Origin of the sequence: Elstera litoralis, from assembly GCF_000963705.1 — a bacterium.
Taxonomy (GTDB): domain Bacteria; phylum Pseudomonadota; class Alphaproteobacteria; order Elsterales; family Elsteraceae; genus Elstera; species Elstera litoralis.
This window is the reverse complement of the sequence record NZ_LAJY01000575.1, coordinates 1-5,324: the sequence shown is the minus strand read 5'-3', so window position 1 is coordinate 5,324 and position 5,324 is coordinate 1. Positions and strand designations below refer to the sequence as shown.

Below are 5,324 nucleotides of genomic sequence, written 5' to 3'. Positions count from 1 at the left end.
GCCGTGGACCGAGGTTTTCGTCGTCTGCACCGGATCGAACTGATAATGGATCGGCGATGCCGGGCAGGCGAGGTTATAAATCTCGTCCACTTCCACATAGAGCGGGAAGGTCACATCGTGGCGCATCACTTCGAAGCGCGGATGATCGAGCAGATGGGCGATATTGGCCTTGCTGCCGGTGAAATAATTATCCACGCACAGAATGTCATGGCCTTCGTTCAGCAGCCGCTCGCACAGGTGCGAACCGAGGAACCCCGCCCCGCCGCTGATAAGAATACGTTTGGCAGACATCATCACCGGAAACCCCACGCTCAAAACGACTATCGAGAGAAGGAGTAGTGCCGCAACCCGGCAGGGTGCGCCACTGAATTTTCGGTAACCCGCCCGTAAGCCTGTGCAGGGGAGGCGTGTGTTATGCCTGTACCACCCGCCTGCGGGAGGATCGGCCTAGGCTGAAATGAGCCGAAACAATCGGCCTCATCTCAATAAAGATCGTTCGGGAGAAAATGTGATGGCAAAGCGGATTCTGTTTATCGTCGGCGATTACGTCGAAGATTACGAAGTGATGGTACCGTTTCAGGCGCTGGCCGCCGTTGGGCTCACGGTGAAGGCGGTCTGCCCCGGTAAAAAGCCGGGCGATAGCGTTGCGACCGCGATTCACGATTTCGAGGGGGCGCAGACCTATTCCGAAAAGCGCGGCCATAATTTTGCGCTGAATGCCGATTTTGCGGCGACGAAGGTTGAAGATTTCGACGCGCTGGTCATTCCGGGCGGGCGCGCGCCGGAATATCTGCGGCTTGATGCGGCGGTGATCGCGCTCGTGCAAGGCTTTGTGGCGGCGGGCAAGCCGATTGCCGCCATTTGCCACGGCCCGCAGCTTTTGGCGGCTGCTGGGGTGTTGACGGGCAAGACCTGCTCAGCCTACCCCGCTTGCCGCCCCGAAGTCGAACTTGCGGGCGGCACCTATGCCGATATCGCTATCGACGGCGCGGTCACGGATGGGCTGTTGGTCACGGCGCCAGCCTGGCCCGCGCATCCGGCCTGGATCGCCCAGTTCCTCACTGTCCTTGGCGTGACCGTCCAGCACGGCTAAGCTGGTCCGGCCCCTGGCACAATCGTAGCCCAGGGGCCAACCCCGGCGGGAGGGATCGCCCGATGTGCGAGATTTTCGTGAATGCCGATCCGGCCCTGTGGGAGGCCGAAGCCCGGTCCTTGCGTCTCGGCGGGGTTTCTACCAGCCTGCGCCTGGAAAAACTCTTCTGGTCCGTCCTGGAAGAAATCGCTGCGCGCGACCGGCTGACCATCGCGCAACTCATCACGCGCCTTTACGATGAACTCACCGAAAGCAGGGAGGAGGTGGGGAATTTCACGTCCTTCCTGCGGGTTTGCTGCGCGCGGTATCTCAGCCTGCAACTGAACGGCTCGATTTCCACTGACCGGCGCTTGCCGCTGCGCGGGCTTTCTGCCAACCGTAGCCTGGATCATCACGTTTCTGCATAGTCTCTGTAATTTGCTCGCGGATGGTTGATGGGAAGGGCGCTTTGTGCCCTGAGTGGATTCCCCTTGCGCTCTTAGCCAAACTATCTCATTTTCCAGATCCATCTTGTCCTTTAATTGGTCAAACAGATGCTGTCGGGAAAAAGGCTACTACTCATCATCGGCGGGGGAATTGCCGCCTATAAGGTGTTGGAGCTGATTCGCCGTCTGCGCGATCGCGGCGTCGATGTGCGCTGCGTGCTGACCGAGGCCGGGGCGCAGTTCGTTACCCCCTTGTCGGTGGCGGCTCTGTCCGAAAATAAGGTCTATCAAGAACTTTTTCTCGCTGACCGACGAGAGCGAGATGGGGCACATCCGCCTGAGCCGCGAGGCCGATTTGGTGTTGGTCGCCCCCGCAACCGCCAATCTGATGGCCAAAATGGCCGCCGGGATTGCCGACGATCTGGCGACCACGGCGCTGCTGGCCACCGACAAGCCGGTGCTGATTGCGCCGTCGATGAATCTCTTCATGTGGCAGCACGCGGCGACCCAAGCGAATCTCGCCACGCTTAAATCACGCGGCGTTACTGTAATTGGTCCAGCGGCGGGGGATTTGGCCTGCGGCGAGGTCGGCTCCGGGCGGCTGGTGGAAGTGCCCGAGTTGCTGGCGGCGCTGGAAGCGGCGTTTCTTGCCCATACGCCCCTGCAGTCCTTGGTCGGCAAGCATGCGATTGTCACCTCCGGTCCCACCCATGAGCCATCGATCCGGTGCGCTATATCGCCAACCGCTCGTCGGGCAAGCAGGGCCATGCGATTGCGGGGGCGCTGGCGGCGGCGGGGATGCGCGTCACCCTCGTCTCCGGCCCGACCCAGGAGCCGACGCCCGCCGGGGTGCTTCTCAAGCCCGTCGAAAGCGCGCAGCAGATGCTGGACGCGGTGGAAGCGGCGCTGCCCGCCGATCTTTTCGTCGGCGCGGCGGCGGTGGCCGACTGGCGCATTGCGTCGGCCGCCGAGCAGAAGCTGAAGAAAAGCGGTGATGCGCCGCCCGCGCTTCAGCTCACCGAGAACCCGGATATTCTGAAAACCGTGGCCCACCACGCCCAGCGCCCGGCGCTGGTGGTGGGCTTTGCCGCCGAAACCGAAAAAGTGCTGGAACACGCCGTTGCCAAGCGCCTGCGCAAGGGCTGCGACTGGATTCTCGCGAATGACGTAAGCCCCGCCACGGGCACCTTCGGCGGCGATTACACCAGCCTGAACCTCGTGACCGCAGGCGGCATCGAGACCTGGCCGCATGCGACCAAAACCGAGGCGGCCTATCGCCTGACGCAGACGGTCGCCACCTATTTTTCGACTTTGAGAGACGCTTGATGACCTCAACCCAATTGCCCGTGCTGCGTCTGCCCCACGGGGCCGATTTGCCCTTGCCCGCCTATGCCACGGAAGGGGCAGCGGCCTTCGATCTGCTCGCCGCTATTGCCGAGCCGATCACGCTCGCGCCGGGCAAACGCGCGCTCGTGCCGACCGGGCTTGCCTTCGCCATTCCGGCGGGGTTTGAAGGCCAGGTGCGCCCGCGTTCGGGCCTTGCCGCAAAGAACGGCGTCACCGTGTTGAATGCGCCGGGCACCATCGACGCCGATTATCGCGGTGAGGTTCAGGTGATCCTCATCAATCACGGCGATCAGCCATTTGTTGTGGAGCGGGGCATGCGCATCGCCCAGTTCCTGCTCGCGCCCGTCACTCGCGCGGCGCTGACCCCGGTTGCGAGCTTGGACGAAACCGCGCGCGGCGCGGGCGGCTTCGGCTCCACGGGCCTTGCTGCAACCCCTTCCGCTTAAAGGACACGATGATGCTCGGTCTGCCGCGCAAAACCCTGCTCGCCATCGAAGCCGTGCTGGATATCGCCTATCACGCCGGGGGCACCACCGTGCAATCGGGTGATATCACCACCCGGCAAGGCATTCCGAAGCGCTCGCTGGAGCCGATTTTGCAGCAGCTCACCCGCGCTGGGATTCTGGCGGGCGTGCGCGGGCCGCGCGGCGGCTACCGGCTGGCGCGCGAGCGGCGGCGCATCACCTTGGGCGAAATCATCCGCCTCGTCACCGGCGAGGAGGAGAATGAAGGGCCGGAAGCCAGCACGTCCGATCTCGGTACGCGCGTTGTGCAGCCGCTGTGGATTGAGCTTACCGCCGAAGTGATGGCGCGGCTCGAATCGATCACGCTGGAAGACCTGTGCGAGCGCTCCCGCGCCGCCGGAATCCCCGCCCACGCAGCGGCGATTGTCGATTTCACCATTTAACATTTGTCAGGCGATGTTATATAATCAAATAACATCGTAATTTGATAAATCTCTCGGGGAGACCCTCTATGTCCGCCAGCCCGTTCCGCAATCGCATTTACGACAGCATTCTCGATACCATCGGCGCGACGCCGATTGTCCGCGTCTCGAAGCTCGCGGCGGACCGGAAGGTCGAGGCGGAGATTCTGGCAAAGCTGGAGTTCTTCAATCCGCTCGCCTCGGTGAAAGACCGCATCGGCCTTGCGATGGTGGAAGCCGCCGAGCGCGATGGGCGCTTGAAGCCGGGCGCGACCCTGGTGGAGCCGACTTCCGGCAATACCGGCATCGCGCTGGCCTTCGTCGCGGCGGCCAAGGGCTATAAGCTGATCCTGACCATGCCCGAATCCATGTCGGTGGAGCGGCGCAAGATGCTGCGCTTGCTCGGCGCGGAACTGCGGCTTACGCCAGCGGCGCAGGGCATGAAGGGCGCGATTGCCCAGGCGAATGAGATTGTGGCGAATGATCCGAACGCGGTGATGCTGCAACAGTTCGAAAACCCGGCCAACCCTGAAGTGCATCGCCATACCACGGCGGAAGAAATTCTGGCCGATACCGAGGGCAAGGTTGATTTCATCGTCAGCGGCGTTGGCACTGGCGGCACGATTACCGGCCTGGGCTCCGTGCTGAAAGCCAAGCTGCCGAACGTGAAGATCGTCGCGGTCGAGCCGGAAGATAGCCCCGTGCTGTCCGGTGGCCAGCCCGGCCCCCATAAAATTCAAGGCATCGGCGCGGGCTTCGTGCCCGGCATTCTCGATACGAAGATCATCGACGAGGTGATCCGTATCGGCAACGACACCGCCTTCCGCACGGCGCGCGATGTCGCCCGCATCGAAGGCCTGCCGGTCGGTATTTCCTCGGGCGCGGCGCTGGCAGCGGCCTTGGAACTGGGTGCCCGGCCCGAGAATAAGGGCAAGCGTATTCTGGTCATCATCCCGTCCTTCGCCGAGCGCTACCTCTCGACCGCGTTGTTCGACGGGCTGGAATAAGATCACTGTTAACCAGAGGGGCTTGCCTTTCGGCGGGAGTAGGACCAAATTAGTCCCATATCCCGCCGGACACCCGGCGCGCTCACCCGAGGGACCAGCCATGTTCATTCAGACCGAAGCCACGCCCAATCCCGCAACTTTGAAGTTCCTGCCGGGGCGTCCGGTCTTGGGGCGCGGCAGTGTGGATTTCGTCTCCGCCGCTGAAGCAACCTCCTCGCCCTTGGCCGAGCGTTTGTTTACGCTGCCGGGCGTTGTTGGTGTGTATTTGGGCGATGATTTCGTCACCGTCACCAAATCGGGCGACGAAGAATGGTCGGTGCTGAAATCCATCGTGATGGCGGCGATCATGGATCATTTCCTGTCCGGCGCGCCGGTGCTGCACGATCTTGATGATGCCGAGCAAGCCGAAGACGAAGAGTTTGCCGAAGAAGACGCCCCCATCGTGCATCAGATCAAGGAATTACTCGACGCGCGCGTGCGCCCTGCCGTGGCGCAGGATGGCGGCGATATCGTGTTCCGGGGTTTCG

At 62.6% G+C, this 5,324-nt stretch carries 7 protein-coding genes and 1 pseudogene; 7 read left to right on the top strand and 1 reads right to left on the bottom strand.

What is annotated here, in order from left to right; genetic code table 11:
• Positions 1 to 294 (bottom strand): GDP-mannose 4,6-dehydratase (locus tag VZ95_RS17685; protein WP_156995379.1); only part of this gene is annotated, 294 nt, incomplete at its 3' end.
• A 217-nt stretch (positions 295 to 511) separates the two neighbouring features.
• Between VZ95_RS17685 and VZ95_RS17680 the strand changes: the two genes are divergently transcribed.
• From VZ95_RS17680 to VZ95_RS17650, 7 genes and pseudogenes are all read left to right on the top strand, one after another.
• Entirely contained in the window at positions 512 to 1,093 is a 582-nt protein-coding gene (locus tag VZ95_RS17680) for a DJ-1/PfpI family protein (protein ID WP_045777034.1), read from the top strand.
• Positions 1,094 to 1,155: 62 nt separating this feature from the next.
• The gene (locus VZ95_RS17675) at positions 1,156 to 1,500 is read left to right on the top strand and encodes a ribbon-helix-helix domain-containing protein (RefSeq protein WP_045777033.1); all 345 of its coding nucleotides are present in this window, start codon (positions 1,156 to 1,158) and stop codon (positions 1,498 to 1,500) included.
• Positions 1,501 to 1,626: 126 nt separating this feature from the next.
• Positions 1,627 to 2,844 (top strand): annotated as a pseudogene (gene coaBC, locus VZ95_RS17670) (bifunctional phosphopantothenoylcysteine decarboxylase/phosphopantothenate--cysteine ligase CoaBC).
• Positions 2,844 to 3,311, top strand: a complete 468-nt coding sequence (gene dut / locus VZ95_RS17665) for a dUTP diphosphatase (protein ID WP_045777032.1) — start codon at positions 2,844 to 2,846, stop codon at positions 3,309 to 3,311. Before coaBC ends, dut begins: the two are co-directional and overlap by 1 nt.
• 11 nt (positions 3,312 to 3,322) lie before the next feature.
• Complete coding sequence (locus VZ95_RS17660; protein ID WP_045777036.1) at positions 3,323 to 3,772, top strand: RrF2 family transcriptional regulator; 450 nt, start codon at positions 3,323 to 3,325, stop codon at positions 3,770 to 3,772.
• 68 nt (positions 3,773 to 3,840) lie between these two features.
• Positions 3,841 to 4,797, top strand: coding sequence for a cysteine synthase A (gene cysK, locus VZ95_RS17655; protein ID WP_045777031.1), 957 nt, complete (start codon positions 3,841 to 3,843; stop codon positions 4,795 to 4,797).
• 100 nt (positions 4,798 to 4,897) lie between these two features.
• Positions 4,898 to 5,324 (top strand): NifU family protein (locus VZ95_RS17650; protein ID WP_045777030.1); only part of this gene is annotated, 427 nt, incomplete at its 3' end.

Coding starts and splice junctions, on each gene's coding strand:
- dut (WP_045777032.1), top strand. CDS start 2,844: ATGACCTCAACCCAATTGCCCGTGCTGCGTCTGCCCCACGGGGCCGAT.
- VZ95_RS17675 (WP_045777033.1), top strand. CDS start 1,156: ATGTGCGAGATTTTCGTGAATGCCGATCCGGCCCTGTGGGAGGCCGAA.
- VZ95_RS17680 (WP_045777034.1), top strand. CDS start 512: ATGGCAAAGCGGATTCTGTTTATCGTCGGCGATTACGTCGAAGATTAC.
- VZ95_RS17660 (WP_045777036.1), top strand. CDS start 3,323: ATGCTCGGTCTGCCGCGCAAAACCCTGCTCGCCATCGAAGCCGTGCTG.
- cysK (WP_045777031.1), top strand. CDS start 3,841: ATGTCCGCCAGCCCGTTCCGCAATCGCATTTACGACAGCATTCTCGAT.